General features: G+C 47.1%; 30 protein-coding genes and 1 other RNA gene. 23 read left to right on the top strand and 8 right to left on the bottom strand.

Annotated features, from left to right (window positions below):
- Nucleotides 1–20: 20 nt before the first annotated feature.
- Entirely contained in the window at nucleotides 21–683 is a 663-nt protein-coding gene (locus tag V7728_RS01485) for a response regulator transcription factor (protein ID WP_007613820.1), read from the top strand.
- The gene (locus V7728_RS01480) at nucleotides 674–2,077 is read left to right on the top strand and encodes a sensor histidine kinase (RefSeq protein WP_099567089.1); all 1,404 of its coding nucleotides are present in this window, start codon (nucleotides 674–676) and stop codon (nucleotides 2,075–2,077) included. The genes V7728_RS01485 and V7728_RS01480 overlap by 10 nt, the downstream gene beginning before the upstream one ends.
- An 84-nt stretch (nucleotides 2,078–2,161) precedes the next feature.
- Here V7728_RS01480 and V7728_RS01475 read toward each other — a convergent pair whose 3' ends face one another.
- The 3 genes from V7728_RS01475 to V7728_RS01465 form a co-directional block, all read right to left on the bottom strand.
- A complete protein-coding gene (locus V7728_RS01475; RefSeq protein WP_003151672.1) occupies nucleotides 2,162–2,479 on the bottom strand; it encodes a winged helix-turn-helix transcriptional regulator in 318 nt (105 codons plus the stop codon).
- A gap of 81 nt (nucleotides 2,480–2,560) precedes the next feature.
- Nucleotides 2,561–2,992, bottom strand: coding sequence for a helix-turn-helix domain-containing protein (locus V7728_RS01470; protein ID WP_003151674.1), 432 nt, complete (start codon nucleotides 2,990–2,992; stop codon nucleotides 2,561–2,563).
- 24 nt (nucleotides 2,993–3,016) lie between these two features.
- Nucleotides 3,017–3,427: a helix-turn-helix domain-containing protein gene (locus V7728_RS01465; protein ID WP_003151677.1), complete on the bottom strand. Its 411-nt coding sequence runs from the start codon at nucleotides 3,425–3,427 to the stop codon at nucleotides 3,017–3,019.
- 195 nt (nucleotides 3,428–3,622) lie between these two features.
- Here V7728_RS01465 and V7728_RS01460 point away from each other — a divergent pair, with 195 nt between their 5' ends.
- From V7728_RS01460 to V7728_RS01425, 8 genes are all read left to right on the top strand, one after another.
- The gene (locus tag V7728_RS01460) at nucleotides 3,623–3,808 is read left to right on the top strand and encodes a helix-turn-helix domain-containing protein (RefSeq protein ID WP_087920807.1); all 186 of its coding nucleotides are present in this window, start codon (nucleotides 3,623–3,625) and stop codon (nucleotides 3,806–3,808) included.
- 123 nt (nucleotides 3,809–3,931) lie between these two features.
- Nucleotides 3,932–4,162: a preprotein translocase subunit SecG gene (secG, locus tag V7728_RS01455; RefSeq protein ID WP_003151681.1), complete on the top strand. Its 231-nt coding sequence runs from the start codon at nucleotides 3,932–3,934 to the stop codon at nucleotides 4,160–4,162.
- Between the two features lie 118 nt (nucleotides 4,163–4,280).
- The gene (locus V7728_RS01450; protein WP_007409986.1) at nucleotides 4,281–5,021 is read left to right on the top strand and encodes an alpha/beta hydrolase; all 741 of its coding nucleotides are present in this window, start codon (nucleotides 4,281–4,283) and stop codon (nucleotides 5,019–5,021) included.
- An 18-nt stretch (nucleotides 5,022–5,039) separates the two neighbouring features.
- On the top strand, nucleotides 5,040–7,373 hold the full coding sequence (gene rnr, locus V7728_RS01445; protein WP_099567088.1) for a ribonuclease R: 2,334 nt from the start codon (nucleotides 5,040–5,042) through the stop codon (nucleotides 7,371–7,373).
- Nucleotides 7,374–7,512: 139 nt separating this feature from the next.
- Nucleotides 7,513–7,983, top strand: a complete 471-nt coding sequence (smpB, locus tag V7728_RS01440) for an SsrA-binding protein (RefSeq protein WP_003151688.1) — start codon at nucleotides 7,513–7,515, stop codon at nucleotides 7,981–7,983.
- Between the two features lie 167 nt (nucleotides 7,984–8,150).
- Nucleotides 8,151–8,513: a transfer-messenger RNA gene (gene ssrA / locus V7728_RS01435) on the top strand.
- Between the two features lie 78 nt (nucleotides 8,514–8,591).
- The gene (locus V7728_RS01430) at nucleotides 8,592–8,897 is read left to right on the top strand and encodes a barstar family protein (RefSeq protein WP_099567087.1); all 306 of its coding nucleotides are present in this window, start codon (nucleotides 8,592–8,594) and stop codon (nucleotides 8,895–8,897) included.
- Between the two features lie 114 nt (nucleotides 8,898–9,011).
- Complete coding sequence (locus tag V7728_RS01425; RefSeq protein ID WP_082998460.1) at nucleotides 9,012–9,806, top strand: SDR family NAD(P)-dependent oxidoreductase; 795 nt, start codon at nucleotides 9,012–9,014, stop codon at nucleotides 9,804–9,806.
- A gap of 38 nt (nucleotides 9,807–9,844) precedes the next feature.
- Here V7728_RS01425 and V7728_RS01420 read toward each other — a convergent pair whose 3' ends face one another.
- The gene (locus tag V7728_RS01420; protein ID WP_082998461.1) at nucleotides 9,845–10,735 is read right to left on the bottom strand and encodes a LysR family transcriptional regulator; all 891 of its coding nucleotides are present in this window, start codon (nucleotides 10,733–10,735) and stop codon (nucleotides 9,845–9,847) included.
- A gap of 151 nt (nucleotides 10,736–10,886) precedes the next feature.
- On the opposite strand from V7728_RS01420, the gene V7728_RS01415 reads away from it, so the two are divergent.
- The 9 genes from V7728_RS01415 to V7728_RS01375 are packed head-to-tail and all read left to right on the top strand — an operon-like array spanning nucleotide 10,887 to nucleotide 17,945.
- A complete protein-coding gene (locus V7728_RS01415; RefSeq protein WP_012118461.1) occupies nucleotides 10,887–11,426 on the top strand; it encodes a GNAT family N-acetyltransferase in 540 nt (179 codons plus the stop codon).
- Entirely contained in the window at nucleotides 11,423–12,235 is an 813-nt protein-coding gene (locus V7728_RS01410) for an amino acid ABC transporter substrate-binding protein (protein ID WP_069007348.1), read from the top strand. The genes V7728_RS01415 and V7728_RS01410 overlap by 4 nt, the downstream gene beginning before the upstream one ends.
- A 25-nt stretch (nucleotides 12,236–12,260) precedes the next feature.
- Entirely contained in the window at nucleotides 12,261–13,073 is an 813-nt protein-coding gene (locus tag V7728_RS01405) for an amino acid ABC transporter substrate-binding protein (protein WP_012118459.1), read from the top strand.
- A 22-nt stretch (nucleotides 13,074–13,095) separates the two neighbouring features.
- A complete protein-coding gene (locus V7728_RS01400) occupies nucleotides 13,096–13,818 on the top strand; it encodes an amino acid ABC transporter permease (RefSeq protein WP_012118458.1) in 723 nt (240 codons plus the stop codon).
- A gap of 15 nt (nucleotides 13,819–13,833) precedes the next feature.
- Nucleotides 13,834–14,541 carry an amino acid ABC transporter permease gene (locus V7728_RS01395; protein ID WP_020956345.1) on the top strand — a complete coding sequence of 236 codons (708 nt, stop codon included), beginning with the start codon at nucleotides 13,834–13,836 and terminating at the stop codon, nucleotides 14,539–14,541.
- Entirely contained in the window at nucleotides 14,538–15,317 is a 780-nt protein-coding gene (locus V7728_RS01390) for an amino acid ABC transporter ATP-binding protein (protein WP_069007347.1), read from the top strand. Before V7728_RS01395 ends, V7728_RS01390 begins: the two co-directional genes overlap by 4 nt.
- Entirely contained in the window at nucleotides 15,314–16,321 is a 1,008-nt protein-coding gene (locus V7728_RS01385; protein WP_082998462.1) for an LLM class flavin-dependent oxidoreductase, read from the top strand. The genes V7728_RS01390 and V7728_RS01385 overlap by 4 nt, the downstream gene beginning before the upstream one ends.
- 11 nt (nucleotides 16,322–16,332) lie before the next feature.
- Nucleotides 16,333–16,620 carry a glutaredoxin family protein gene (locus tag V7728_RS01380; RefSeq protein ID WP_072589568.1) on the top strand — a complete coding sequence of 96 codons (288 nt, stop codon included), beginning with the start codon at nucleotides 16,333–16,335 and terminating at the stop codon, nucleotides 16,618–16,620.
- Nucleotides 16,617–17,945, top strand: a complete 1,329-nt coding sequence (locus V7728_RS01375) for an LLM class flavin-dependent oxidoreductase (RefSeq protein ID WP_099567085.1) — start codon at nucleotides 16,617–16,619, stop codon at nucleotides 17,943–17,945. Before V7728_RS01380 ends, V7728_RS01375 begins: the two co-directional genes overlap by 4 nt.
- A 201-nt stretch (nucleotides 17,946–18,146) precedes the next feature.
- On the opposite strand, the gene V7728_RS01370 is transcribed toward V7728_RS01375, so the two are convergent.
- The 3 genes from V7728_RS01370 to V7728_RS01360 are packed head-to-tail and all read right to left on the bottom strand — an operon-like array spanning nucleotide 18,147 to nucleotide 20,569.
- Nucleotides 18,147–18,932, bottom strand: coding sequence for an amidohydrolase family protein (locus V7728_RS01370; RefSeq protein ID WP_099567084.1), 786 nt, complete (start codon nucleotides 18,930–18,932; stop codon nucleotides 18,147–18,149).
- A gap of 3 nt (nucleotides 18,933–18,935) precedes the next feature.
- The gene (locus V7728_RS01365; protein ID WP_007410005.1) at nucleotides 18,936–19,352 is read right to left on the bottom strand and encodes a carboxymuconolactone decarboxylase family protein; all 417 of its coding nucleotides are present in this window, start codon (nucleotides 19,350–19,352) and stop codon (nucleotides 18,936–18,938) included.
- On the bottom strand, nucleotides 19,352–20,569 hold the full coding sequence (locus V7728_RS01360) for an MFS transporter (RefSeq protein WP_099567083.1): 1,218 nt from the start codon (nucleotides 20,567–20,569) through the stop codon (nucleotides 19,352–19,354). The genes V7728_RS01365 and V7728_RS01360 overlap by 1 nt, the downstream gene beginning before the upstream one ends.
- Before the next feature lie 103 nt (nucleotides 20,570–20,672).
- On the opposite strand from V7728_RS01360, the gene V7728_RS01355 reads away from it, so the two are divergent.
- Nucleotides 20,673–21,524, top strand: a complete 852-nt coding sequence (locus tag V7728_RS01355; RefSeq protein WP_007410007.1) for a helix-turn-helix transcriptional regulator — start codon at nucleotides 20,673–20,675, stop codon at nucleotides 21,522–21,524.
- Between the two features lie 354 nt (nucleotides 21,525–21,878).
- Complete coding sequence (locus V7728_RS01350; RefSeq protein WP_015240584.1) at nucleotides 21,879–22,514, top strand: FMN-dependent NADH-azoreductase; 636 nt, start codon at nucleotides 21,879–21,881, stop codon at nucleotides 22,512–22,514.
- Nucleotides 22,515–22,558: 44 nt separating this feature from the next.
- Here V7728_RS01350 and V7728_RS01345 read toward each other — a convergent pair whose 3' ends face one another.
- A complete protein-coding gene (locus tag V7728_RS01345; RefSeq protein ID WP_099567081.1) occupies nucleotides 22,559–23,599 on the bottom strand; it encodes an oxidoreductase in 1,041 nt (346 codons plus the stop codon).
- A gap of 138 nt (nucleotides 23,600–23,737) precedes the next feature.
- On the opposite strand from V7728_RS01345, the gene csoR reads away from it, so the two are divergent.
- Nucleotides 23,738–24,043 carry a copper-sensing transcriptional repressor CsoR gene (csoR, locus tag V7728_RS01340; protein WP_003151723.1) on the top strand — a complete coding sequence of 102 codons (306 nt, stop codon included), beginning with the start codon at nucleotides 23,738–23,740 and terminating at the stop codon, nucleotides 24,041–24,043.
- A gap of 75 nt (nucleotides 24,044–24,118) precedes the next feature.
- Complete coding sequence (copZ, locus tag V7728_RS01335; RefSeq protein ID WP_015240581.1) at nucleotides 24,119–24,325, top strand: copper chaperone CopZ; 207 nt, start codon at nucleotides 24,119–24,121, stop codon at nucleotides 24,323–24,325.
- The last annotated feature ends 42 nt before the right edge of the window (nucleotides 24,326–24,367 follow it).

Raw genomic sequence — 24,367 nt, 5'->3', positions numbered from 1 at the left:
GGCAAGGAGCGATTCGGCCGGTGGCAAACATTTTAGCAATTGATGATGAAAAAGATATTCTCGTTCTGATCAGAAACATTTTACAGCGTGATCAGCATACAGTAACGATTCTGGAAAAAGCGGAGGATCAGTCATTGGATTTTTTTCAAGGCTATGATTTGATTCTTCTTGATGTCATGATGCCCGGAACCGACGGGATTGAACTCTGCCGGAGGATTCGGCCGCTGGTGGACAGCCCGATCCTGTTTTTAACGGCAAAGTCTGACGAAGAATCCATTGTGAAAGGCCTCATGACAGGCGCTGATGATTACATCACAAAGCCGTTCGGCGTACAGGAATTGATGGCAAGGGTAAACGCGCATGTCAGAAGGGAACGGCGGGAAAAGCATCAGACGAAACGGCTGATATCAGGCTTCATGTTTGATTTTGACAATAAAGAAGTATGGATTGATGACCGGAAACTGCCTCTTACGAAAAACGAATATAAAATCGTTGAATGTCTGGCACAGCATAAAAACAGAACATTCTCACGGGAGCAGATTTACGAGGAAGTGTACGGCTTGGACGGCGATGCGCTCTATTCAACCATTACGGAGTTTATCAGAACCATCCGGAAAAAATGTAAAGAACACGGGGCTGATCCGATCAAAACGGTGTGGGGTGTCGGATACAAATGGGAATAGCAAAAGGAAAATCCAGCATCCGCAAAGAGCTTGTCAAATTTACGATCACACTGTGTCTGAGCACGATGGGGGTGGCGGCATTATGTGTCGCCTTAAATGCCATTGCTATGAATGCCGGAGCGATCCTGCCCGCAAACTACAGCGAGCATGAGGCGGAACAGATCAAACCCCGCCTGAAATCAGCGGAAAAGATAACAGAAGACATGATCCCCGCAGGTATGACATACGCCGTTTTTGATAAAAAAACAAAGCGGATGACAAAAGGAACGATGACGGAACAAGATGCAGCCAACGCCAGAAAAAAGATTCAGCATCAGCCGTATTTTAATTATGCTCAAAAAGGATTCATGGTGATAAATCGGAAAGATGAATACGGCGTTCTCCAATATTCACTCAGGTCGGAATTTCAGTCGCCGCTGTTAAGGCGCTATCTGCCGAATTATGAATGGACGGGTCTTACAATTCTGATCACTTTGCTTCTTTTGACCGTTTTTATTGTGACGACGCGTTTCGCCAATCAGCTGAGACGGCATTTCAGCACACTCAGCTCCATTACGGCAAGCATTCAAAAACAGAATTTAAATATCAATCCAAAAAGGTCGCGTATAAAAGAATTTGACGATGTCATTGACTCTCTGCTGAAAATGAAAGACGCGCTTCAGGCATCTCTGGCGGCGCAATGGGAGGCGGAGCGGATTAAGAAAGAACAAATCGGCGCGCTTGCGCATGATATTAAAATTCCGGCAACGATCATTAAAGGAAATGCCGAGCTGCTTCAGTTAACAGAGCCTGATGAGGAGCAGGCGGAATATGCGCAGTATATTCTGGATGCCGGAAACAAAATCGAGCATTATGTCGGACAGCTGATCCAGCTTTCTAAAGCGGAGGAGGCAGTTGCCGTTCATGTGGAATATACCGACCTCAAAGAGTGGATTCAAAACATATATCGTGACGCGGCGGCGCTTGCGGGGCCGAAGCAGATTGATCTCGTTCTCAGCGAACGGGGAATTGACAGAAAAGAAGCGCCGATCGATCATGAGCTGCTCCACAGGGCGGTCATGAATATCGCGGCAAATGCCGTCGACTATACGCCGGAAGGAGGGGAAATCCGTGTGGACGTCCTGTGCAACGATTCCGCCCTCCATCTCGCCGTATCCGACAGCGGAAGCGGGTTCTCGCCGGAAGCGCTGAAAAGAGCGACACAGCTTTTTTACACGGAGGATAAAAGCAGACATTCGGCGGGGCATCACGGCATGGGGCTTACATTCGCCCATCATGTCGTACATCTTCACCACGGCGAATTAATACTTGAAAATCAGGAGTCTGGAGGAGCCCGGGCGGAGATTCGAATTCCGCTGGAAGGCGTCAGACAAAAACAAGCCCTGCACGCCTGAGGGCTTGTTTTTCTGTTTAAGAAAAGCAAAAATAAAAACGGCTGTCCGTTTGAAAGATCAGCCGCTTATGCGGAAAAGAGTTTATCAGGAAGGATCAATCCATGTTGAAGACCACTTGGAAATTTCCTCTAAAATAGGGGCTAATGCGCAGCCTTTTTCCGTTAAAGAATACTCAATGCGGACAGGCGTTTCGGGGATAACATCCCGTTTGATGACACCTTCTGTTTCAAGTTCTTTCAGACGTTCTGACAAGACTCTTCCGCTTAAATTCGGAAGCGCCGCTTCAATTTCGCTAAATCGCTGCTGTCCGTTCAATAACTGAAAGACGATTAGAGCCACCCAGCGTTTACTTAGGATGTCGACCGCTTTTTCGAATCTGGGGCACATTTCTGATTGGTTCATGCTTTTTCACCTCGTCTTCTGCTATTATACCGCAAAATCGGAGGGAACGTACGTCTGGCGCTTGTTAAGTTGAGGAGAGGATCAAAAAGAGGATGAGGAATCCGGGGAGCGCTTTTTCGCTTCAGCCGCGATAAAATCAAAGTATTTGCTGACGCTTTCAATATCTTCTTTTGTGAAATGCTGCCACTTTTTGCTGTCAAACAGCGGCAGATGCTCCGCGCCTCTGTCAACGGCGGTCTGATAGATGGCGCAGATGGATTGATAGCTTTCGGAGGTTTCGCGGATTTCTTCCTGAAATGCCTTGATGTGTCCGGCCCGCGCCATTAACTCCTCGTACGGAATTTTTAATGTGTCCGCCAATTTTCGGATGGTCGCGGGTTTAGGAATGCCGCGGTGCCCGTTTTCAATTCTGGAAATGGTCGCCGAACTGACGCCGGAATAGACGGCAAGCTGATTGACGGTAAGCTTCCGGGCGCGGCGCAGCTCTCTTAATTGCTTTCCGAATGTGTTCAATAAGATCGCCTCACATGTGCAAAGTCATGAGTCTTCATTTGTTCTTTTTTTGGCTTCAGCCGATAAGAACGCAAAGTATTTATCAAGCAGAACCAAGTCTTCTTTCGACAGGTGCCGCCAGTTCTCCCGCTCCAATAGGGATAAATCATGCAGCTCATACGTTTCGGCTTTTTCCAGCAAGGTGCAGCCCGTGTCGTACGGGGCTCTCGTTTCCTGAACGGTCTCTATGTATCCCGCCGTCTGCATCAGTTCCTCATACGGGATTTTTAACGCATCTGCGAGCTTTTTAATGGTTGCAGGTTTCGGCACCCCGCGTTTGCCGTTTTCAATCCGCGAGATTCCCGCGGCGCTGACGCCTGAATACGTTGCCAGCTGGTTCACTGTCAGATGCCTTTTTTCCCGCAATGTCCGCAATTGTTTCCCGAAGCTTTCCACAGTCTCTCCCCCTCCCGCGGTCTATTTATATTCTAGTATGTTTATTGACTAAAGGGAATAGCCAGGCTGGAAAAGTATTGACAAAAGTTAACAAAAGCCGTATCTTATGTATAAGAAAGAAAGTATTTGACAGAACGGAAGGTGAAGAAAGTGGTCGAAAAGATACAGATCAGAAGAGATTATGTGCTGCAGTATATGGTCAATAATGACTACTCGTTAAACCAGCTCGCCCTGGAGATCGGAATATCTCCCGCCACACTGAGCCGTGTACTGAATGGAGAGCGGAGGCCGGGCCAGCTGGTCATCGGAAAAATGCTCTATTACTTTGACATGAAATTTGAAGATCTTTTTTACTACGACTTTGTTGACAAAAGTCAATGATGATGGAAGTTTCAAACGCATTTCCGTTTTTCTGACATGATGTGCACCGATACGGCGTGACATGCCTTTGTTTTTCATGTAAAATAGAAGCAATGTAGGCCAGTCAGTCTGGAGGTGTATGGGATGCACACATTATTGATTACCTTATTGGTCATCGTCAGTATTGCACTTATTATTGTCGTATTGCTTCAAACCAGCAAAAGCGCCGGTTTATCGGGTGCAATTTCAGGCGGGGCGGAGCAGCTTTTCGGAAAACAGAAAGCAAGGGGCCTTGATCTGATTCTTCACCGCACAACCGTTGTGCTGGCAGTCTTGTTTTTCGTGTTGACGATTTCGCTGGCGTATATCGTATAAGGCAATGTTTGTATAAGGTCTGATTTAATATCAGGCCTTTTTCTTGTTGAGAGACGGCGTTTGTTTCTCGCAAAACTGTGGAAAACTAAATTGAATGTGCAAAAAAGGGGTTATGAGCATGAAAATTGTGACACCAAAACCATTTACATTTAAAGGCGGAGACAAAGCGGTGCTTCTGCTGCACGGATTTACGGGAAATACGGCAGACGTCAGAATGCTCGGCCGCTACTTGAATGAGCGCGGCTACACTTGTCACGCGCCTCAATATAAAGGGCACGGCGTTCCGCCGGAAGAGCTGGTACATACAGGGCCTGAAGATTGGTGGAAAGACGTCATGGACGGTTATGAATATTTACGGTCTGAAGGCTATGAAAACATTGCGGCCTGCGGACTGTCGCTTGGCGGGGTTTTTTCATTGAAATTGGGTTACACTGTACCCATAAAGGGAATTGTTCCTATGTGTGCGCCGATGCACATTAAAAGTGAAGAGGTTATGTACGAAGGAGTTCTCTCCTACGCGCGCAATTATAAAAAATTCGAAGGAAAACAGCCGGAGCAGATTGAAAAGGAAATGAAGGAGTTTGAAAAAACACCGATGAATACGCTCAAATCGCTTCAGGAGCTGATTGCCGATGTGCGCAAAAACGTCGACATGATCTATTCCCCGACATTTGTGGTTCAGGCACGGCATGACCATATGATTAATACAGAAAGTGCGAACATCATTTACAACGAGGTGGAAACGGACGACAAACAGCTGAAATGGTATGAAGAATCAGGTCATGTCATTACGCTCGATAAAGAACGGGACCTCGTTCATCAGGATGTGTACGAATTTTTAGAGAAACTCGATTGGTAACAAACAGGAGGTCGAATAATGGAAAAAGAAGCGTTTATGGACCGTCTTCTCGCGTTTATGAAGGAAGAGGCGTACAAGCCCCTTACCGTTCAGGAACTTGAGGAGATGCTGAACATCACGGAAGCAGATGAATTTAAAGAGCTGGTAAAAGCGCTGGTGGCGCTCGAGGAGACGGGACAGATCGTCCGCACCAGAAGCAACCGCTACGGGCTTCCGGAAAAAATGAATTTAGTAAAAGGAAAAATTTCCGCGCATGCAAAGGGATTCGCGTTTCTATTGCCGGAGGATACCTCTTTAAGCGACGTGTTTATTCCGCCGAATGAGCTGAATACGGCCATGAACGGCGATATCGTCATGGTGCGGCTCAATTCCCAGTCAAGCGGATCGAGACAGGAAGGCACGGTCATCCGCATCTTGGAAAGAAGCATCGACCGCGTCGTGGGCACATACACAGAAACGAAAAGCTTCGGCTTTGTCATCCCGGATGATAAGAAAATCACGAGTGATATTTTTATTCCGAAACATGCCAATAACGGCGCTGCGGAAGGCCATAAAGTCGTCGTCAAACTGACAAGCTACCCTGAAGGCAGAATGAACGCCGAAGGAGAAATCGTTGAAATACTCGGCCATAAAAATGATCCGGGCATCGATATTTTATCAATTATCCATAAGCACGGCCTGCCGGGAGATTTTCCGGCTGACGTGATGGAGCAGGCAACAAGCACGCCCGATACCATCGATGAAAAAGACATTAAAGACCGCCGTGATCTCCGCGATCAGGTCATTGTCACCATTGACGGCGCGGATGCGAAGGATCTGGATGACGCCGTCACCGTGACAAAGCTTGATAACGGCAGCTACAAGCTCGGCGTCCATATTGCCGACGTCAGCCATTACGTCACGGAGAATTCCCCGATTGACAAAGAAGCGCTGGAAAGAGGGACAAGCGTGTACTTGGTTGACCGGGTCATTCCGATGATTCCGCACAGACTGTCTAACGGAATCTGTTCTTTAAATCCGAAGGTCGACCGGCTGACGCTTTCCTGCGAAATGACAATCAACCAGCAGGGCCAGGTGACAGAGCACGAGATCTTCCAAAGCGTCATTAAAACGACGGAAAGAATGACCTATTCAGATGTCAACCAGATACTCACAGAAGACGACGCCGAGCTGAAAGAAAGATATGAGCCGCTCGTCCCGATGTTTAAAGACATGGAACGTCTGGCGGAAATTCTCCGGGCGAAACGGATGGACCGCGGCGCCGTGGATTTTGATTTCAAAGAGGCGAAAGTGCTCGTCGATGAGGAAGGCGCCGTAAAAGACGTCGTCATCAGAGAGCGCTCAGTAGCGGAAAAGCTGATTGAAGAATTCATGCTTGTCGCAAACGAAACGGTGGCCGAGCACTTCCATTGGATGAACGTGCCGTTTATTTACCGGATTCACGAAGAGCCGAACGCCGAAAAACTGCAAAAGTTCTTGGAGTTCGTCACGACATTCGGTTATATCGTTAAAGGAAAAGCCGGAGACATTCATCCGCGCGCGCTGCAAAGCATTCTTGATGAAGTGCGGGACCGTCCGGAAGAAACGGTGATTTCAACCGTCATGCTCCGTTCCATGAAGCAGGCGAAATACGACCCGCACAGCTTGGGCCATTTCGGGCTGGCGACTGAATTTTATACGCACTTCACATCGCCGATCCGCCGCTATCCTGACTTAATCGTTCACAGGCTGATCAGAACGTATTTGATCAACGGACAATCGGACGAAGCGACTCAAGAAAAGTGGGCCGAACGCCTTCCGGAAATCGCTGACCATACGTCAACGATGGAACGGCGCGCCGTTGATGCAGAGCGGGAAACGGACGATCTGAAAAAAGCGGAATATATGCTTGATAAAATCGGCGAGGAATTTGACGGCATGATCAGTTCCGTCACGAATTTCGGAATGTTTGTCGAGCTGCCGAATACGATTGAAGGTCTTGTGCACGTCAGCTTTATGACGGATGATTATTACCGTTTTGACGAGCAGCATTTCGCCATGATCGGCGAACGCACGGGCAACGTTTACCGGATCGGAGATGAAATCACGGTCAAAGTCGTCGACGTCAATAAAGATGAGAGAAACATCGACTTTGAAATTGTCGGCATGAAAGGCACCCGCCGTCCGAGAGAAACGACAGGCGACCGCAGAAAACGCGGCAGACCGGCGCGGAAACGCGTGTTAAACAGCAATACCCCGGCTTCACCGCCGAAATCGGAGGAAAAAGGGGAATGGTTTACAAAACCGAAGAAGAAAAAGAAAAAACGCGGTTTCCAAAACGCGCCGAAACAAAAACGCAAAAAGAAGAAGTAAATGCGAAAAGCAAATGGGGCAAAATGCTCTGTTTGCTTTCTTTCGCAAGCCGCATTTTCATTGTCGCGGAACGCTCCATTTGCTAAAATAAAGCGTATCGCACACATGAACGGTTTTTGCGGAGAGAGGAGGATAAGGCATGCCAAAAGGATCAGGCAAAGTACTATCGCAAAACAAAAAAGCAAACCATGATTACTTTATAGAAGAAACCTATGAAACAGGCATCGTGCTGCAGGGAACAGAGATTAAGTCCATCCGCGCCGGCCGCGTAAACATGAAGGATTCCTTTGCGAAAATCGAGCGCGGCGAAGTGTTCCTCCACAACATGCACATCAGCCCGTACGAGCAGGGAAACCGCTATAACCACGACCCGCTCCGGACGAGAAAGCTTTTGATGCACAGGAAAGAAATCAATAAGCTGATCGGCCTGACGAAAGAGAAAGGCTATTCCCTCGTGCCGCTGAAGCTGTACTTGAAAAACGGTTTCGCCAAAGTGTTAATCGGCCTCGGAAAAGGGAAGAAAACATACGATAAACGCGAAGATTTAAAACGAAAAGACGCCAAAAGAGAAATCGAAAGAGCGTTCAGAGACAGACAAAAAGGCTTCTGATGTATGAGCCTTGATGTGATAACTGCCGTATGCTATACTGTTCACACATCAGATTCACAGGCTGTTTATTGAAGACATTCCCAATTGAATTTGTCTGTGATCATGATATAATAACAGTACAGCCAGTTGAGCAAGAGCTTGATAGATCTCCCGTATACCCTTAACAAGGGGACGTTACGGATTCGACAGGGATGGATCGAGCTTGAGCTGCGAGCCGAGAGGCGATCTCGTTAACACGCACCTAAATATAACTGGCAAAACTAAAAGTTTTAACCAAAACTTAGCACTAGCTGCCTAATAAACGCAGCGAGCTCTTCCTGACATTGCCTATGTGTCCGTGAAGAGCACATCCAAGTAGGCTACGCTTGCGTTCCCGTCTGAGAACGTAAGAAGAGACTGACAGACTAGCTCTCGGAAGGCCCGCCCGCAGGCACGAAGACGAGTGAAACACGAAATATGCAGGCTACGCTCGTAGACGCTTAAGTAATCGATGTTTCTGGACGTGGGTTCGACTCCCACCGTCTCCATACATAACAGAGGAACCGCAGTGCCGTCACTTGACCGCACTGCGGTTTTTTTCATGCCCAAAAATCAAGGAGTGAATGTAAATGGAAATCGTCATCATAGACGGAAAAGATGTTACAAGCACAGAAGCTTTACACCGAATCTTAAAAGATCAATTAGATTTCCCGGACTTTTATGGTGAAAATCTGAATGCCTTATGGGATTGTCTGACAGGCTGGATCGAACTTCCGCTGACTTTGGTGTGGAAGAATTTTGAGATCAGTCAGAAGGAATTGGGTTCGGATGCTGATGATGTATTAAGGATATTAAAAAAGGCTCAGGCAGAATTAGATGGTGAATTTTTCATTCAAATCGATCAGCCGTCAGCCGGGACAACGGACAGGCACTAAAAAGTGCGTACTTCCCCTCATCTATTTTTCTATCCGATAATAGGGACGGAAGGTTTCAGGCTTTCGATTTCTGTCCATATATAAGAAGAGACTTGCGATAGGGAGGAATGGATGATGGATTTGCAGTTGAAAGGAAAGACGGCGCTTGTGACGGGATCTACGTCAGGCATCGGGAAGGCGATTGCGGCTTCGCTGATTGCAGAAGGTGCGGCCGTGATCATTAACGGCCGCCGTGAAGAAAAGGTGAACGAAACGATCCGGGAACTAGAGAAACAGACGCCGGATGCCCGTCTCTATCCGGCCGCATTTGATTTAGGCACGGCGGAAGGATGCGGCGCGATTTTTCAGCAGTATCCGGATGTGGATATTCTCGTCAACAATTTAGGAATCTTTGAACCTGCGGAATACTTTGATATTCCTGACGAAGAGTGGCTCCGGTTTTTCGAGGTGAATATCATGAGCGGCGTGAGGCTGACACGCCGGTATGCAAAGCGGATGATTGAACGGAAGGAAGGGCGGGTGATTTTTATCTCGAGTGAAGCGGCCGTCATGCCTTCTCAGGAAATGGCCCATTACAGCGCTACGAAAACAACGCAGCTGTCGCTGTCACGCAGCCTGGCCGAACTCACGGAAGGGACGAATGTGACGGTGAATACGGTCATGCCCGGCTCCACGAAAACAGAGGGCGTCGAAACAATGCTCGAGTCGCTTTATCCGGGTGAAAACCTGACCGCGGCGGAGGCGGAGAGACGATTTATGAAGGAAAATCGTCCGACGTCGATCATTCAGCGATTGATCCGTCCGGAAGAAATCGCCCACTTTGTCGCCTTTTTAAGCAGCCCGCTGTCGTCTGCCATTAACGGATCTGCATTGCGGATCGACGGCGGCTTGGTGCGGAGCATTATATAAGATGAACGTACAAAAACCCCCGTAAAGCGGGGGTTTTTTTAATGCGGATCACGCTGAAACCGGCCGATGATCCTGCTGATTAAATCTTTTGTAGCAGAGTCAAAATGCTCTTCTTTCTGGTTTGTCAACAGCCCGACCGGCGGTGAAATTGTTAAGTTACGGATCGGAATGACCTTCGTGCCCTCGATCGGTTCTGAGTGCGCCGTCGCCGTAAAGATTGAGACGCCGATATTTTCCCTGACATAGTATTGGTGAGCCATGCTGCTGGTCAGCTCCATTTTTCGATAGCGGCTGCCGATGGACCGCTGCAGGTGCTGTTCAATTTGAATCCGGATCGGGCAATTGGCGGGCGTGAAAATCAGGCATTCATTTTCTAAATCCTCGAGATTGACGCTTGCTTTGGCGGCAAGGGGATGTCTGTCTGACACGATGACATTGAGCGAGTCATGGAAAAACGGATCGAAATAATTTTCCAGAATCAGCTCCGGCTCGCCGCATACGGCAAAATCAATGGCGCCCTCCAGCAGTTTGCGGCTGCATGTATTGGCATCATCCACGCTGACATTGACCGACATGTCAGGATAATCATCTAAAAACCCCCGCAGTACGGCAGGGAAGATCAGGCTTGCCGTCGGTTCGGATATGCCGATGTGAATAAGGCCGGCCTGCCCCTGTCTGATGTCGGCCAGAGTATGGTCAAGCACCTCGTATTGCGCGAGAAGCTGCCCGGCCCGCTCATGAAACAGCCGCCCCGCCCTTGTCAGCTTCAGCTTCTTTCCCCGTTCAAACAGCTGCGCGCCTACATCCTGTTCCAGCTGTTTAATCCGCATTGAAATCGTCGGCTGTGAGTAGTTCAGAATTTCGGCGGCTTTATAAAAGCTGCCTGACTGTACGATCGTATGGAACGTTTTAATGGTGCGTAATTCCAACGAAATCCCCTCCCGGCTGTTCATTAATTTTCTTGAACCTTTCCTTTACTTTTTTTGATTAGTCAAATAAATTAGTTTGCTTTATAGTATAAACAATCAAAGCTTAGTAAACAAATTGGAATTATATATTTTTGCGGGGAGAGTGACCGGAATGAGTGAAGACATATTTCGATTGGCTGAGAAAAAGGATGCGCCGGAGTTTTTAGAGCTGCTGTACAGCGCGTTTCAGCCGATCCGCAATTTGGAGATTGACTGGCCGTCGGCGCGGGCCGACATCGATATGGTAACAGAAAATATTGAAAATCATTCAGCCGTCGTGCTTGAACGGGACGGACGGCTTCTTTCAACAATTACGATCCGTTTTCCGTGGGAGAGTGAAACGCCTCCGTCAAAATATCCGTTCGTCTGGTGGTTTGCGACGCTTCCTGAGCTGAAGGGGCAGGGCATCGGCAGCAAACTTTTGACTTATGTGGAGGAACACGTGCTGCGGGATACGCTGAAGGCCCCGGCCATCACGCTCGGCACTTCGGCGCGCAAGCATCCCTGGCTTGTAGATATGTACAGACGGAGGGGGTATGAAGTGTATTTTGAGCAGGAGAAAGACGGAGACATCGGAGTCATGATGAGAAAGGTGCTCATACCGGAGCGGTTTGACGCGTCGCTGTTAGGCACACCGAGCTGGGCGCAATGATAAAAAAACGGATCAGAGCCGGCTGTCTGCTTCTGCTGCTCGGCGTGCTGGCCGGGTGCGGGCAAGGAGAAAGCACAAAAGCGGGGAGCGGCGTGCAGACCGTCATTGTCGGCACGGGAACTGATTTTCCGAACATTGCTTTTATGGATGAAAAAGGCGAGCTGACCGGCTATGACATTGAAGTGATGAAAGCCATTGATAAACAGCTGCCGCAATACAAATTTGTCTTTAAGACGATGGATTTTTCGAATCTGCTTACAAGTCTCGGAAACCGGAAAATTGACGTGATCGCGCACAATATGGCGAAAAATAAGGAACGGGAGAAACGCTTTTTGTATCACAAAATCCCGTATAACTACTCGCCGATGTACATCACGGTGAAGGCGGATAATGACGCGATACACACGCTCCGGGATTTAAAAGGGAAAACCGTCATCGTCGGCGCGACGTCAAACGCGGCGGATTATATGACGGCATACAACAAAACCCACGGCAGCCCGATACATTTGAAATACGCCGGGCAGGGCAGCAGTGATACAGCAAACCAAATGGAGACAGGACGCGCTGACGCCACCGTATCCACGCCGTTTGCCGTCGATTTTCAAAATAAGACGCACGCGTTCAAACAAAAAACGGTCGGTGATGTGCTGCTGGATACCGAGGTGTATTTTATGTTCAATAAAAACAGCCAAACCCTGGCCGACGATACGGATCGGGCGATTCAAAAGCTTGAGAAGGACGGCACATTGAAAAGACTGAGTGAAAAATGGCTCGGCGCGGATTATTCAAAATCAAGTTTCACGAAATAATTGAAGCAGAAAACGGGGCGATCACATGAAAATAAGATTGGCGGTCATGTCATTAACAATTGCCGCAACGGCGGCGTTATCAGCCTGCGGCGCGGGCGGGGAGGCGGCATCAGGCAATCAGAAAAACGTGAAGAACATCACGGTCGGCACGGGAACTCAATTTCCGAATATTTGCTTTATTGATGATAAAGGCAAATTGACGGGCTACGACGTTGAGCTGGTGAAAGAGCTTGACAGGCGCCTGCCGGACTATCGTTTCACTTTTAAAACGATGGATTTCTCCAACCTGCTTGTCAGCCTCGGCCAGCATAAAGTCGATATCGTAGCCCATCAAATGGAGAAAAGCGCCGAACGGGAGAAAAAATTTCTGTTCAATCAAGTCGCGTATAACAACTTCCCGCTGAAAATCACGGTGCTTCAAGAAAACGGGAACATTCACGGCATTGATGACTTGAAAGGAAAGCGGGTCATTACAAGTCCGACGTCAAACGGCGCGCTTGTGCTGAAAAAATGGAATAAAAAACACGGCAGTCCGTTTGAAATCGCTTATGCCGGCCAAGGCTCCAACGATGCGGCAAATCAGCTGAAATCCGGCCGCGCCGATGCGACGATTTCTACGCCGTTTGCCGTCGATTTCCAAAACAAAACGAGCGCGATCAAAGAAAAAACGGTCGGCGGGGTGCTGTCAAATGCCAAAGTGTTCTTTATGTTTAACAAAAATGAACAAACGCTGAGCGATGACATTGATAAAGCCCTGCAGGAAATCATTGATGACGGCACGCTTAAAAAGCTGAGTGAAAAGTGGCTCGGCGCTGATTATTCAAAGGAGCAATATTAAGTGAAAAAGAGAGGGATCGGCAATGGAAAAAGCGTTTGATATCAGTATGATCGCGTCCTTTGTGCCGACATTGCTCGGGTATTTGCCCGTCACGCTGTATATATTGGCGGTGTCTTTGCTGTTCGGCTTTCTATTGGGGCTGCTTTTGGCGCTGCTCCGCATCTATCGTATTCCCGTTTTGAATCAGTTTGCGAAGCTGTATATCTCTTTTTTCAGAGGAACGCCCATCATGGTGCAGCTGTTCATTGTATTTTACGGTATTCCGGCGCTCACGGCGCTCGCCGGGATTGATACCTCCAAAATGGACCCTTTGTATGCGGCCATCGCCACGTACGCGCTGAGCAGCGCGGCAAGAGCGGCCGAAATCATCAGGGGAGGTGTGAACAGCGTCGACCGCGGGCAGGCGGAGGCGGCTTTCAGCATCGGGCTGAACGGGGGGCAGACATTCCGGCGCATCATTCTGCCGCAGGCGCTTGTGCAGGCCTTTCCCAACATCGGAAATATGGTGATCGGTTTCTTAAAAGATACATCACTCGCTTTTTCGATCGGGGTGATGGATATGTCGGGCAGAGGACAGACCTTGATTACATCGAGCAATCATTCTTTAGAAGTGTATATCTCGCTTTCTGTTCTGTATTATGCGGCCGCCCTTTTATTTGAATGTGTCTTCAGATGGGCCGAAAAACGAATCAAGAAAGATGAGACGCGCCTTGTGACGGTTTTTGACATGAGCGCGCACGGCTGAAAAGGAGGGAGAACAGTGGAGCTGGACATTCCATTTATCGGCACTGCGATCAAACAAATGATGAAAACCGTTCCGCTTACATTGGCGATGACGGTCATTCCGATTATTGCCGGATTTTTCATAGCTCTCGGCAATATCACGGTGCGTATATTCCGCATCAAATGGCTGCTGGCCTGCTCAGCGTTTTACGTGTCTTTTTTCCGCAGCACCCCGGCGATTCTCCATATTATGCTGATTTATTTAGGGGTTCCGCTGATTGCCGATCAATTCAGCCGCGCGTTTCATCTCGGCTGGTCGGCCAATCAGATTCCGGTCGCCGTGTTTGTCATCATGGCACTGTCATTAACGGCAGGCGCTTATATGACGGAAATTCTCCGATCCGGGATCATGGCCGTCGATACGGGGCAGGCGGAGGCGGCATATTCAATAGGCTTGACGCGGGGCCAGATGATTCGGCGCGTGGTTCTGCCGCAGGCGTTCATGATATCGCTGCCGAACTTCACCAACATAGGCATCGGCTTTTTGCATACCACTTCCATCGCGGCAATTGTTGCGGTGCCTGAAATTACAGGAACGGCGACGATTGCGGCATCCGATAACTATGCATTTCTGGAAGCATTTATCGGGGCTGCCGTGATTTATTGGGGATTAACGCTGATTCTCGAAGCTGTAAACAGTCTGGCGGAAAAAAGGGCGGCCAGATATCAAGGAGGCGCATTATGATCGAAATCCGAAACATTCAGAAACATTTTGGCAGTCATCACGTGCTAAAGGGGATCAATTTAAGTGTCCGGAAAGGAGAAGTCGTGACCATCATCGGCCCGAGCGGTTCCGGGAAAACCACTTTTCTGCGCTGCCTTAATTTACTTGAGCGGCCGGATGAGGGCGCCATTTCGCTGCACGGTGAAGTCATTAACTGCAAAAAGCCTGCCAAAAAAGACATTCTCAGACTGAGGAAACAGACGGCGATGGTTTTTCAGCAATATCATTTGTTTTCGCATAAAACGGCGATTCAAAATGTTATGGAAGGCCTGACGGTCGCAAGGAAAATGAAAAAACCAGATGCGTACGCCATTGCCGAGCGGGAACTGGCCAAGGTGGGGCTTCAGGATAAATTGCACGCCTATCCGAATCAGCTGTCGGGAGGCCAAAAGCAGCGGGTCGGAATTGCCAGGGCGCTTGCCATTCATCCTGATGTGATGCTGTTTGATGAACCGACCGCAGCCCTTGATCCGGAGCTTGTCGGCGAGGTGCTCGAGGTGATGCTTAACATTGTGCGGACCGGCGCCACCATGATCATTGTCACACATGAAATGGAATTCGCCAGAAAAGTGTCCGACCAAATTGTGTTTATGGATGAAGGAGCAATCGTGGAACAAGGAACGCCTGAGGAAGTCTTTTACAAGACGAAAAAAGAAAGAACGAAGAAGTTCCTCCGCCGCGTGCTGCCTGATTACGGTTATGACATAAAAGAGCGCATAAAGGAGCCTGTCGTATGATTCGTTTAAGCATTTTAGACCAAAGTGTCACCGCGGAAAACCAAACCGCAGAAGAAGCCTTGCGGCAAACGGTGAGATTGGCTCAGGAGGCCGAACAATACGGATATGACCGTTTCTGGGCGGCGGAGCATCATAACAATGAAGAGATAGCGGGATCAGCGCCGGAAATTGTTCTGGGGTATCTTGCCGCAAGCACGAAAAAAATCCGTCTCGCGTCCGGCGGGGTGATGCTGCAGCATTACAGTCCTTATAAAGTGGCAGAGCAGTTCCGGGTTCTGTCCGCTCTTGCTCCCGGCCGTGTGGCGCTTGGTGTCGGCAAAGCGCCCGGCGGATTTCAGCTGTCAACCGATGCGCTGCAGCGGGAGCTTATCCAGCCCGCCCGTTTATTTGAAGAAAAGCTTGAGGAGCTGACTCATTTCATCCGAAATGATTTTCCGGACTCGCACCGCTACGCGTCATTGCGGCCGGCGCCGCATACTGAGTATGCGCCTGACCTCTTTTTGCTCGGCGGCAGCGCGGAAAGCGCGATATCCGCGGCCAAACTCGGCATTTCCTTCGTTTTCGCCTATTTCATAAACGGTGAAGAGGCTGCGTTAGAAAAAGCGCGCCACGCCTTTGACGAGCATCTGCCGAAAGGGTCTAAGGCGGAATTTCACCTTGCGCCGATGGTCTTTACCGCGCATACAAAAGCAGAAGCGGAAAAACACGTGGTATCGCGTGAGTCGGTCAAAATCATTCTCGAAGACGGCAAAAAGGTGAATGTCGGTTCCCGGGAACAAGCGGAAGCGTTTCTTGAACAAGTCACGCAGCCATATAAGCTGATTACACAAAAGACGGGTGTGATTGCCGGGACAAAAGAAGAGGCCGCCGCCGAGCTGCGACGATTATCCGTTCCGTACAGCATTACTGATTTTGTGATTTTGTCGCCTATCAAAAACGCTGAGGAAAAACGATTGTCTTACCGGCTGTTAAGCGAAGCGGTGCAGCCGGCCCCGCAATTATAGGAGGGATGAACATGAGTCATGAAGTAAACGTAGTGGTCTGGAGCAAACAGGGCTGCTCCTATTGCGATGAAGTGAAAGGATATTTGCGGGAAAATGCCGTTGCATACGAAACAATTGATGTGACAGAGCGGGACGAATTGAGTGACGTGCTGCAGACGAAGTACGGCATCCGTCATGTTCCCGTCGTTGAAATCGGCAGCGGTGACAGCCGTGTGTATCAGGCCGTTACTCAAGTCGGCATTGAACATGTAGAACGGGCGCTTGCTGATTACGAGGGGAAAAAGGGGGAGAGAAAATGAGCCGGACAGATCTTATTCAATTCGGAGCCATGATTCACGGTGTCGGCGGCACAACGGACGGCTGGCGTCATCCCGACGCCGATCCGACAGCAAGCACGAATGCGGCGTTTTACAGGCAAAAAGCGCAGACTGCTGAAAGAGGGCTGTTCAGCTTTGCTTTTATTGCGGACGGCTTGTTCATTTCTGAAAAGTCCATCCCGCATTTCTTAAATCGGTTTGAGCCGATCACTATCTTATCGGCGCTTGCCGCCTCTACAACCCATCTTGGTTTAATCGGCACATTTTCCACATCGTTCACTGAGCCGTTCACCATCGCAAGACAGCTGATGTCTCTTGACCATATCAGCGGCGGCCGGGCGGGCTGGAATCTCGTCACCTCTCCGCAGGCGGGAGCTGCGCGCAATCACAGCAAAGAAAGCCTTCCCGACCACAGCCGGCGCTATGCCATCGCCCAGGAACATGTGGACGTGGTGCGCGGTCTGTGGAATTCCTGGGAAGAAGATGCCTTCGTCCGCAACAAAGAAACCGGGCAGTTTTTTGACCCTGACAAACTGCATCGCCTGTATCACAAAGGCGAGTATTTTCAAGTGGAGGGCCCGCTGAATATCGGCCGGTCCAAACAGGGAGAGCCGGTCGTTTTCCAAGCGGGGTCTTCAGAAACCGGCCGGTCGTTTGCCGCGAGGAATGCAGATGCAGTCTTTACGCACTCCAATTCACTTGAGGAAACGAAGGCTTTTTATGATGATGTGAAGAAGCGGGCGGCGGATTACGGCCGGGACGCTTCCAAGCTGCGGATTTTTCCGGGAATCAGTCCGATTATAGCCGGCTCACAAGAAGAAGCGGAAGCGAAATACCAAGAATTTGCCGAGCTGATTCCGATAGAGAACGCTGTTAAATATGTGGCCAGATTTTTTGACGATTATGATCTGAGCCGTTTTCCGCTGGATGAGCCGTTTCCTGATTTGGGCGACGTCGGGAAAAACGCGTTTCAAAGCACGACAGACCGTATCAAAAGAGAGGCGAAAGCCCGGAATCTTACGCTGCGTCAAGTGGCGCGCGAAGCCGCGTTTCCGCGAACCCATTTTATCGGCACACCTGAACGTGTAGCGTCATTAATTGAAACATGGTTTCAGCGGGAAGCGGCGGACGGGTTTATCATTCACTCTGACATCCCCGGCATGCTTGAAGCCTTTGTGGATCATGTCATACCAATCCTCCAGGAAAAGGGGCTGTACCGAAAAAGCTATCCGGCCGATACACTGCGGGGGAATCTCGGGTTGGATATTCCGGTCTGTAAATCAAACCCGATTTTGAGCAGAAACTAAATGTTTCTGCTTTTTCTGCTGCTTGCCATTCCCGTCATTAAAGGGATCCCGCCAGCATTTTGGATAAGAAAAGAGCCGATTTACCCCGTTAACCGTTAAGAGTAAATCGGCTCTTTATTATTTAAAAGACGTAAGGAATGAAAACCTGCTGAATGCAATCCTTCAAACTTATATTCCCTAAGAAATTGTTATAAAAATAAGTTAAATCTTTAAGAGGTTAGCAATATTTCCGCCTAGTACTCGTTGTACGACTTCTTCACTTGAAGCATGGCGTTCAACTGCCAACTTATTTAGGAATGGATCACCATATGGAAAATCAGAACTAAATAAAGTGTTCTCTGGGAGTTCTTTTATAGCCAAAGATAATGCATAGGTTGTATAAAATGCAGAAATATCTAGGTAGGCGTTCTTTGTTTCTTTTGTTAATGCAATAACTTGCTGCCAATGAATCCCTCCCAAATGGCCATAGATTACAGGGACAGTGGGATATTTACGAGTTAAAGCGAACAATTCCTGAATATCATTTAAATTGAGTGGATGGAATGTATGCACCCAAATCGGAAAGGAATTATAATCACCAGCTGCCTGGAATACAGGCTCAAGCATTTTAATTTGGCCTGAACCAAGGGTGAATTCTCCAAGTCCCTTCATTTTATAATCTTTTACAATCTTCTCAACCCAATCACGCAGTTCTCCGGAGGAACTTAAAAGGGGAACTGATCCAAATCCAATAAAACGGTCAGGATATTTTGCGATAGCATCCCTTAATTCTTCTAGAGCTTTTACTCGTGCTTCTAGGGGGTTTATCTCGTTATTTAAAATTTGATTCAGTACATCCATTTCCTGAATAAATTCATCGTAGCTTTCACTTTTTTCTGGATGAACAAGCGTAGAGAATAAAATAGTTTTATCTATCCCGCTTGAATCCATCATTTCAATGTGTTTTTCTACAGGTAGAACTACGTGGGCATGACTATCAATAATCATTTTTTACTCTCCTTCCAATAAATTGGCTGACAGCTGATTTCGTCTTTTAGAAAATACTTCAGTAGCTATTGTTAAAATGGTATTTAATGCGACAGGAAAGCCTGCATAAATTAACATTTGCATCATAGCTTCCACAATTTCTTCTTCGGTCCATCCGACATTTAAAGCTCCGTTAATATAAAATTTTAATTGTTCCGTATTTCCTAAAGCAGTCAGACCAGCAACTGCTGCAAGAAGGCGGGATTTTAAATCTAATCCCGGTCTGGAAAAAATTTGACCGTAATTAAATTCCACAGCCAAAGTTCCCAAGTCAGGTGCTGCTGAATCTTTAAAACTGTTCACGATATTTTGATAGTTGTGCGGATCTATTTTTGATAGAACTTCCAATCCCTTTTTGTAGTTTTCTGTATTTTCAGACATTAGATATGACTTCCTTTCTCGAATTCTCTATTTTTTACTGTTCTTTTTTTAGGTAAGCTAAATAAGGAACTAAAAGCAATACCTATCATGAGTATCCCAACTGTACATACTCCATACCAATGCCATTTGCTCCAAGCAAGTACACCTAGATATGATCCTAAAGATCCGCCTAAGAATGTAGATACCATGTATAAACCATTTAATCTGCTTCTCTTTTCAGGAGATAGTTGAAAGATAGCAGCTTGACAAGCAACTTGATTTGCTTGCGTGCCAACTGTTACTAATAGTGCGCCAAGAATTAATCCCGGTAACCAATATCCTAAGAATATTAAGGTCAGAAAAGCGATTAAAGAAATAAACATACATAAGGTATTAGCAAATTTTGATCCTTTTTTATCGATCGCCCGGCCTATCATGGGAGTTGCAAAGGCTCCAGCTATTCCCACTAAACCTATTAAACCTGCCGCGGTGCTCCCATAAGAATACGGAGAAGTATTTAATAAAAAAATAAGAGTTGTCCAGAAGGCACTAAAGGAACCAAACATCATTCCTTGACTCAGGCAAGCTTTTTGCAACACTTTTTCTTTTTTAAATAACGGGCCTAAAGATGCAAGTAATGTTTTATACTGCATTGCATGATTTCCTTTGCTTTTTGGAAGATACATTGCCATTAAAATGATCATTATCATTGTGCCAGCAAAAGAAGCCCAATACATTGATCTCCATCCAAAATGGGAATCTGCAAAACCACTGATAAATCGAGCGCCTAAAATCCCACACACTAAGCCAATGGCAACATTCCCTAACACTTTTCCTCTGTTCTCTTCTGAAGCTAAATTAGCAGCAAGAGGAACAATAATTTGAGGGACTATGGTAACAAATCCAAGAATTAAGTTTGCTGCAATCAGCCACGTTACATTCATTGATAAAGCAGTTGCGGCTAAAATTATACATACAATAGATAATAAACTTAGGATCAATTTTCTCCGTTCAAAAATGTCACCTAATGGTACCAATAAAAGATTTCCCAATGCATATCCCACTTGAGTTAAAGTTGCTACAATTCCTATATTGTTTTCAGAAACGTGAAAAGTATTTGCCATACTGACTAAGAGCGTTTGATTTAAATAGACATTAGCTACTGTAAAACCACATGCTGCAGCCATGAGGAGAACTAATCCTTTCGGGAAAGGCTCAGCCCTATTTTTGAAAACCATAAAACTCACCTCCTTCATTTATTAGAATAGATGAAGGTTTATAATGGGAATAGGAGTGTGTTTATCCTATTATTAAAACTACTACTTATAAGGGGAGAAGTTCATGTTAAGTGACAAAGAAAGAAGGAAAGAACTAGGGGATTTCTTAAAAACACGACGGGCGCGATTATCTCCTCAAGACTTTGGTTTACCTATTGGTCCGCGCAGAAAAACAGAAGGACTGCGCCGAGAAGAAGCAGCTCAGCTGGCAGGAATAGGAGTAACCTGGTATACATGGTTAGAGCAAGGGCGTGATATACAGGTATCTTCAGACGTATTGGAGGCTATTTCGCGTGTATTCAGGTTAAATGAAGAGGAAAAAGAGCATCTATTTTTATTAGCAAATCGGCCATTGCTATCTAAGGTGGGAAGACCTCTCGTTGAAAGTGTAAATAGCGTCCTGAAAAATGTATTGAGTCAATTAGAATACTGCCCTACATATGTAACCGACGAAAAATTGAACATAGTAAGCTGGAATAAAGCTGCTGCCGTGGTTTTTGGTGACTTTAATAAAATGAATGATCGAGATCGTAATGCAGTCTGGCGTTGCTTTACGTCTAAAGAATACCGAGACCTCTTTCTTAATTGGGAAGATCATGCGCAACGCTTGATTGCTCAATTTCGTTTAGCCTATACACGTTTTGTCGGTGATGAGTGGTTTAAAGATATTATTAAAGAACTTACCAATAAGAGCCCTGAGTTTCGTAATTGGTGGTCCAAGCATGAAGTTCTAGGTACTCCTTGCGGCAAAAAAACACTGCTGCATCCTTTAGTTGGAGAAATGATTATGGATCATATTACTCTTCAAGTGTACGATGCCCCTGAACTAAAATTAACCATTTACCAACCCCGCCAAGAAGGTGAAACAGAACAGAAAATGAAACATTTGTTAAACTGGCAAGCAGACCTGCAATAAAAGAGTGTGATAAATTCGAACGTATGAAGCGGAATTCGTTTGTCTCTAATATAAGAGCAGGAACATTTTGCATGGATAAATTCCACACAACTGTCTGAAATGAAACAGCCGATTTAGGCTTAACATGGTCAAAATCGGTCTTTTCTTTGTCGAAATTTGCTTAACGCGGGTTTTTTTCGATTTGCTGGAGGTACTTCTTGCAGTCTTTTCAAAAAAATATACTGATTTCGAGATATTATTGTTGCGAAAAGATTTTTTTGTAACTATAATTATTACAGAACTGATCAGTATAAAAAAACATTCATATTTCATAATAAATGTGTGTGTAATCTGAAAACGAAAGGGCTGTTTACAATGGCAAAAGTACTTTATATCACTGCTCATCCTCATGATGAAAAGACATCTTACAGCATGGCGACAGGAAAAGCGTTTATCGATTCTTATAAAGAATCAAACCCGAATGATGAGGTTGTACATATCGACCTTTACAAAGAGAACATTCCTCATATCGACGCGGATGTATTCAGCGGCTGGGGAAAACTTCAATCCGGCACAGGTTTTGAAGAGCTTTCTGAAAACGAAAAAGCGAAAGTCAGCCGTCTGAACGAGCTGAGCGATCAATTCGCGGCAGCTGACAAATACGTATTCGTCACACCGCTTTGGAACTTCTCATTCCCGCCTGTTATGAAAGCGTACCTTGATTCTGTGGCTGTAGCCGGAAAATCATTCAAATATACAGAGCAAGGCCCGATCGGTCTGTTGACAGACAAAAAAGCGCTCCACATTCAGGCGCGCGGAGGCTATTACTCTGAAGGACCGGCGGCTGACATGGAAATGGGCCACCGTTACATCGGCATCATGATGAACTTCTTCGGCGTTCCTTCTTTTGACGGATTAATCGTTGAAGGCCATAATGCTGAACCGAATAAAGCACAGCAAATTAAAGAAGATGCGATTGCCCGCGCGAAAGAAGCCGGAAAATCATTCTGATCTTAAAAAAACCTCCCCGCCGTACGGCTGGGAGGTTTTTCATATTAAAGGGCAATCGTCCGTTTTTGTTCGCTGCTTTTCATCGCCGCTTCAATGACACGGATGACATCGATGCCTTCTTTTGCCGTAACGGGAAGCGGTTTTCCGTTTAAGATGCTGTCTGCCAGCAGTTTGTAGTACGTAAGGTAAGAGCCGTTCTCAGAGGGGATTGTTTCTGTATGCCGTTTTTCATCCGCTGCGATTGTCAGCTCTCCGAAGTTGTCAGGATCATCGGCGCCCCAGCTGTCGTCAATCGGCTTTTTGCCCGCTGAAAGCGCATCTTCCTGTCCATCCATTCCGTATTTGATAAAGCTTGCATTCCGTCCGTGAATCTGATAGCGCGGGCCGCTTGCCGCATTCATGGAGCCGGATTGAAGAATGAACTGAAGTTTGCCGTAATGGAGCGCGGCCAGAAAATTATCAACGGTTTCACTGTTGTCCCGCTGTTTCATCACATGTGCGGTGACGGATTCCGGCATTCCGAAAAGCAGAAGTGTCTGGTCAATAATATGTGAACCGAGATCATACAGCGTTCCCGTGGCGGGTCCGTTCTTTTCGCGCCATTTTTCCTGTACAACCGGGTTGTATAGATCATAGCTGACTTGATATGTATGAATGTCTTGAAGCGCCCCGTCCCGAATCAGCTTTTGTATTGTTAAAAAGTCATTGTCCCAGCGCCGGTTATGGTACACGCTCAGCAAGACGCCTTTATCTTCAGCCGTTCTTCTCAGCTCCTCCGCTTCTGCTGAAGTCGCCGTCATCGGTTTTTCCACGACGGTGTGTTTTCCCGCCAGGAGACATTTCATCGCTGATTCATAATGCATTCCGCTCGGTGTCGTGACGATGACGAGATCAATGTCAGGATCACCGGTAATGTCTTCAATCGCGCGCACGGCTTCAGCCCCCGGCAGATCACGTTTGACCTCATCCGTTCTGGACGTCATGACTTTTTTGATCTGATAATCATCAAGGACGTCCAAAAGCGGCGCATGAAAAACTTTACCCGACAAACCATATCCCAATATGCCAACTTGTATCGTTTTCAATGAGTTTCCCCCTCTTGATAAGTGATAACATTATATACCCCGCGGGTGTACTGGTAAAACTTGTGTGTTGAAAATTTTTTACACCGGATTTTCAAGTCTGTATAATGAAGATAACGAAGAAAAAAACCGAGGTGGAAAATGGACAAACATACCGAGCATCAATCGTTAAATCATAAAAGCGCCAAAGAAAAAGACCAGATCCTGAACCGGCTTAAACGGATTGAAGGCCAAGTCAGGGGCATTCAGAATATGGTGGATAACGAACGATACTGCGTGGATATTCTCGTGCAGATTTCAGCCGTACAGGCGGCCATGCAGAAAGTCGCGTTTCATCTGCTGGAAGATCACGCCCATCACTGCGTAGCCGGCGCCATTGAGAGCGGAAACGGGGAGCAGGCGATTGCCGAGCTGCTTGATGTTGTGAAAAAAATCGCAAAATCGTAAAATAAAATGTTTTGAAATACCCTACAGGGGTATGGTAACATGAAGAAGAAAAAACAAGACGTGGAGGGAATTATCATGGAACAAAAAACACTGCAAGTCGAAGGCATGTCCTGTCAGCACTGCGTCAAAGCAGTAGAGACCGGAGTGGGAGAACTGAACGGAGTGACGGCGGTTCAGGTGAAATTGGAAGCCGGACAGGTGGATGTGACGTTTGATGAGAACAAAGTCTCCGTATCAGATATAAAAGACGCGATTGAAGATCAAGGTTATGACGTCGTATAGGATTTATCGCGCTGCGGAAACGGGCGCGGTTTTCTTTTATGA

The sequence above is a fragment of the Bacillus sp. JHAA genome, assembly GCF_036961585.1.
In the GTDB taxonomy this organism is placed as follows: Bacteria; Bacillota; Bacilli; order Bacillales; family Bacillaceae; genus Bacillus; species Bacillus velezensis.
Note: the sequence above shows the minus strand (reverse complement) of the source record. Positions and strands in the feature narration are given on the sequence as shown.

What these genes read in the sequence shown, in the direction of transcription:
- V7728_RS01480 (WP_099567089.1), top strand. Translation starts at nt 674, where the DNA reads ATGGGAATAGCAAAAGGAAAATCCAGCATCCGCAAAGAGCTTGTCAAA.
- V7728_RS01475 (WP_003151672.1), bottom strand. Translation starts at nt 2,479, where the DNA reads ATGAACCAATCAGAAATGTGCCCCAGATTCGAAAAAGCGGTCGACATC.
- V7728_RS01460 (WP_087920807.1), top strand. Translation starts at nt 3,623, where the DNA reads ATGGTCAATAATGACTACTCGTTAAACCAGCTCGCCCTGGAGATCGGA.
- secG (WP_003151681.1), top strand. Translation starts at nt 3,932, where the DNA reads ATGCACACATTATTGATTACCTTATTGGTCATCGTCAGTATTGCACTT.
- V7728_RS01450 (WP_007409986.1), top strand. Translation starts at nt 4,281, where the DNA reads ATGAAAATTGTGACACCAAAACCATTTACATTTAAAGGCGGAGACAAA.
- rnr (WP_099567088.1), top strand. Translation starts at nt 5,040, where the DNA reads ATGGAAAAAGAAGCGTTTATGGACCGTCTTCTCGCGTTTATGAAGGAA.
- smpB (WP_003151688.1), top strand. Translation starts at nt 7,513, where the DNA reads ATGCCAAAAGGATCAGGCAAAGTACTATCGCAAAACAAAAAAGCAAAC.
- V7728_RS01430 (WP_099567087.1), top strand. Translation starts at nt 8,592, where the DNA reads ATGGAAATCGTCATCATAGACGGAAAAGATGTTACAAGCACAGAAGCT.
- V7728_RS01425 (WP_082998460.1), top strand. Translation starts at nt 9,012, where the DNA reads ATGGATTTGCAGTTGAAAGGAAAGACGGCGCTTGTGACGGGATCTACG.
- V7728_RS01415 (WP_012118461.1), top strand. Translation starts at nt 10,887, where the DNA reads ATGAGTGAAGACATATTTCGATTGGCTGAGAAAAAGGATGCGCCGGAG.
- V7728_RS01410 (WP_069007348.1), top strand. Translation starts at nt 11,423, where the DNA reads ATGATAAAAAAACGGATCAGAGCCGGCTGTCTGCTTCTGCTGCTCGGC.
- V7728_RS01405 (WP_012118459.1), top strand. Translation starts at nt 12,261, where the DNA reads ATGAAAATAAGATTGGCGGTCATGTCATTAACAATTGCCGCAACGGCG.
- V7728_RS01400 (WP_012118458.1), top strand. Translation starts at nt 13,096, where the DNA reads ATGGAAAAAGCGTTTGATATCAGTATGATCGCGTCCTTTGTGCCGACA.
- V7728_RS01390 (WP_069007347.1), top strand. Translation starts at nt 14,538, where the DNA reads ATGATCGAAATCCGAAACATTCAGAAACATTTTGGCAGTCATCACGTG.
- V7728_RS01385 (WP_082998462.1), top strand. Translation starts at nt 15,314, where the DNA reads ATGATTCGTTTAAGCATTTTAGACCAAAGTGTCACCGCGGAAAACCAA.
- V7728_RS01380 (WP_072589568.1), top strand. Translation starts at nt 16,333, where the DNA reads ATGAGTCATGAAGTAAACGTAGTGGTCTGGAGCAAACAGGGCTGCTCC.
- V7728_RS01375 (WP_099567085.1), top strand. Translation starts at nt 16,617, where the DNA reads ATGAGCCGGACAGATCTTATTCAATTCGGAGCCATGATTCACGGTGTC.
- V7728_RS01370 (WP_099567084.1), bottom strand. Translation starts at nt 18,932, where the DNA reads ATGATTATTGATAGTCATGCCCACGTAGTTCTACCTGTAGAAAAACAC.
- V7728_RS01365 (WP_007410005.1), bottom strand. Translation starts at nt 19,352, where the DNA reads ATGTCTGAAAATACAGAAAACTACAAAAAGGGATTGGAAGTTCTATCA.
- V7728_RS01360 (WP_099567083.1), bottom strand. Translation starts at nt 20,569, where the DNA reads ATGGTTTTCAAAAATAGGGCTGAGCCTTTCCCGAAAGGATTAGTTCTC.
- V7728_RS01355 (WP_007410007.1), top strand. Translation starts at nt 20,673, where the DNA reads ATGTTAAGTGACAAAGAAAGAAGGAAAGAACTAGGGGATTTCTTAAAA.
- V7728_RS01350 (WP_015240584.1), top strand. Translation starts at nt 21,879, where the DNA reads ATGGCAAAAGTACTTTATATCACTGCTCATCCTCATGATGAAAAGACA.
- csoR (WP_003151723.1), top strand. Translation starts at nt 23,738, where the DNA reads ATGGACAAACATACCGAGCATCAATCGTTAAATCATAAAAGCGCCAAA.
- copZ (WP_015240581.1), top strand. Translation starts at nt 24,119, where the DNA reads ATGGAACAAAAAACACTGCAAGTCGAAGGCATGTCCTGTCAGCACTGC.